Origin of the sequence: Lawsonibacter sp. (assembly GCF_022777125.1) — a bacterium.
In the GTDB taxonomy this organism is placed as follows: Bacteria; Bacillota; Clostridia; order Oscillospirales; family Oscillospiraceae; genus Lawsonibacter_A; species Lawsonibacter_A hominis.
The window spans coordinates 1-2,675 of sequence record NZ_JALFGV010000135.1; the positions used below are offsets into that span (position 1 = coordinate 1).

At 64.2% G+C, this 2,675-nt stretch carries 3 protein-coding genes and 1 pseudogene; 1 reads left to right on the top strand and 3 read right to left on the bottom strand.

Annotation, left to right across the window (positions count from 1 at the left end):
* The 3 genes and pseudogenes from MR825_RS10965 to MR825_RS10975 all read right to left on the bottom strand — a co-directional run.
* A pseudogene (locus MR825_RS10965) lies at positions 1-649 on the bottom strand (ABC-2 transporter permease); the annotation flags it as partial.
* Positions 624-1,526, bottom strand: a complete 903-nt coding sequence (locus MR825_RS10970) for an ABC transporter ATP-binding protein (protein ID WP_186907354.1) — start codon at positions 1,524-1,526, stop codon at positions 624-626. The gene MR825_RS10970 and the pseudogene MR825_RS10965, both read right to left, overlap by 26 nt.
* Positions 1,523-1,912, bottom strand: a complete 390-nt coding sequence (locus MR825_RS10975; protein WP_186907353.1) for a GntR family transcriptional regulator — start codon at positions 1,910-1,912, stop codon at positions 1,523-1,525. Before MR825_RS10975 ends, MR825_RS10970 begins: the two co-directional genes overlap by 4 nt.
* A gap of 198 nt (positions 1,913-2,110) precedes the next feature.
* Here MR825_RS10975 and MR825_RS10980 point away from each other — a divergent pair, with 198 nt between their 5' ends.
* Positions 2,111-2,593: an HD domain-containing protein gene (locus MR825_RS10980; protein ID WP_186907352.1), complete on the top strand. Its 483-nt coding sequence runs from the start codon at positions 2,111-2,113 to the stop codon at positions 2,591-2,593.
* Positions 2,594-2,675: the final 82 nt, after the last annotated feature.

The following is a 2,675-nucleotide window of genomic DNA, read 5'->3' on the forward strand; positions in this document are numbered from 1 at the left end:
CGGGGGAGAGCCAGACGGCGGCCTCGCTCAGCCTGGGGATGCCCGCGTAGCCGTAGACGAATGCCCCGGCCAGAGCGTCAAAGAGGTACGCCAGCCCGGCTGCCAGAATGTTCAGGATGCCGTAAAAGGCGGGCAGGGCCAGGATGTGGCCGGTAAACATGGCGCAGAATACCGCGAAGGAGTAGAAAAAGAAGCACAGAAGGCTTTGTACCGTCAGCCACATGCACAGACTGCCCGCATTCACCGCCCCCGCCAGGGCTTCGGCGGCCAGGGAGAGCACAAAGACCGCCAGATTGGGCAGCAGGAAGCAGGAGAGCCCGGAGAGGTAGTTGGTCAAGAACAGCCCCTCCCGCTTCAGGGGCAGGGTATGCATCAGTCCTACCGAGCGGCTGTTATAGAGGTAGGAAAACACCGCCATGGCCGAGAGCAGCCCGAAGATCAGGGCCATGGCCAGACCGGCGCTGCCGCCCTCCAGAAACTGCAGGGGGCGCTGAGCGGCTCTGGCGCTGTCCCACCAGCGGCTCTCGTTGAGGATGGAAATGGGCAGCAGGAACAGCCAGATCAGGCCGTACAGCGCCCAGATGGGCCAAAAGCGGGACAGGTTTTTTTGATAGAGGGTGAGATTAAAGCACGATGTCGCGGACCGCATAGTCCTCACCTCCCAGCTCGTAAATAAAGATCTCCTCCAGGGTCAGGGGCAGGGCCTCCATGAGGATGGGGGCATACGCCGCCAGGCGGTTGGTGACCTCGGTGGCGTTGCCCCGGACGATCAGGGTATGGATGCGGCCCACCTGGGAGATGTTGAGGATCTCCAGGTCCGCCGGGAGCTGGGGCAGCTGCTTTTCCTGGAAGACCACCTGCATCTTGACCACGTTTTCCTGAAGGTCGCTGAGGCTGCGTTCGATGAGCACCTTTCCCCGGGAGAGAATACCCACGTGGTCGCATACGTCCTCCAGCTCCCGCAGGTTGTGGGAAGAGACCAGCACCGTGGTGCCGTGCTCGGCCACGTCTCCCATCAAAAGGCTCCACACCTGCCGCCGCATCACCGGGTCCAGGCCGTCCACCGGTTCGTCCAGCACCAGCACGTCCGGCCGGCAGCACAGCGCCAGCCAGAAGGCGCTCTGCTTCTGCATGCCCTTGGAAAGGCGGCGGATGGACTGGCGCTCGTCCACGGTGGTGAACACGTCCTTGAGCGCCTGATACCGGGCCTGGTCAAAGCGGGGATAGAAGCCCCGGAAAAAGCGCATCATGTCCCGTGTGGAGGCGGAGAGGAAGTAGTACAGCTCGTCGGGGATGCTGGCCAGGCGGGCCTTGACCGCCGGGTTTTCGTACACCGGCGCGCCGTCCACCAGCACTTCGCCGGAATCCTGGCGGTAGACCCCGTTGATATGGCGGAGTATGGTGGACTTGCCCGCGCCGTTGGGCCCCACCAGCCCGTAAATGGAGCCGCTGGGCACCGTCATGGTCAGCCCATCCAGGGCCCGGAAGCCGTCGAAGGTCTTTACCACGTCTTTTACCTGGATCATTGTCCCGCCTCCTCTCGCCGCGCCTGACGCAGGGCCGCGTCCCGCAGCCGCAGGGTCAGCTCCTCCGCCGTCATGCCCAGGAATAAAAGCTCTGCCGCAGAGCTGTCGAACTGGCCCAGCAGGGCATCCCGCCGCACCCGGTTTACTCCGTCCTGGGGAGCGGCGAAGGAGCCCTTGCCCGCCACGGTGTAGAGATAGCCCTCCGCCTCCAGCGACTCGTAGGCCCGCTGGATGGTGTTGGGATTGATGGCCAGGGAAGAGGCCAGCGCCCGGACCGAGGGAAGCCGGTCCCCGGTCTGGATGGCCCCCGTGACCACCAGATGCCGCAGGCCGTCCTTGACCTGTTCGTAGATGGGCCGGGCATCCCGGTAATTGAGAGAGATCATGCGCCCGTCTCCTTTCCGCCGGGGCAGGGGCGCCCCGGGTGTATGAAGCGTGTTAGTACAGCTAGTATATACAAGGGCCGGGCGGAAATGTTTAAGAAATTATAACACTTTTCAGTCGAACTCCCTTTTTCCCGATGACAAATGCCGCGCGGGCGCGTATAATCAAAGGTGCCGAAACCAAGAAAGGAAGCCCGCGTCATGACCTATTGGGACAAGACCAACTGGAACTGCTATCTGGAGCAGGTGGAGGACCTGCTGGAGACCCCCGCGGTGCGCGCTATGCAGGGCATCCGCCATCACCCCGGCGTGTCCTGCTATGAGCACTCGGTCTTCGTCTCCTATACCGCCTTCCGCCTGGCCCGGAAGTGGGGGCTGGACTACCGCGCTGCCGCCCGGGCCGGGCTGCTGCACGACCTGTACCTCTACGATCCCCGCAGCCTCAGGTCCTACCGCCAGTGCTTCGCCCATCCGGCGGCCGCCCTGCGCAACGCCGTCAAGCTGTGCGGCGGGCTTTCCTCCAAGGAGGAGAACATCATCCTCTCCCACATGTGGCCCATGGCCCGCCGCCGTCCCCGCTGCCGGGAGGCGCTGACCGTCAATCTGGCGGATAAGCTCTGCGCCACCGCCGAGGTGACCCACATCTGGCGCCGGCTGGCCCTGCGGCGCATCCTGCTGGCCTGAACGGTGCGGGCGTCTTCGCCGAGCCTGCGTTTGTCCGCCGCAAGCGGACACGCCGGCGTGTTTTATCCGAGAAAAGCGGGGG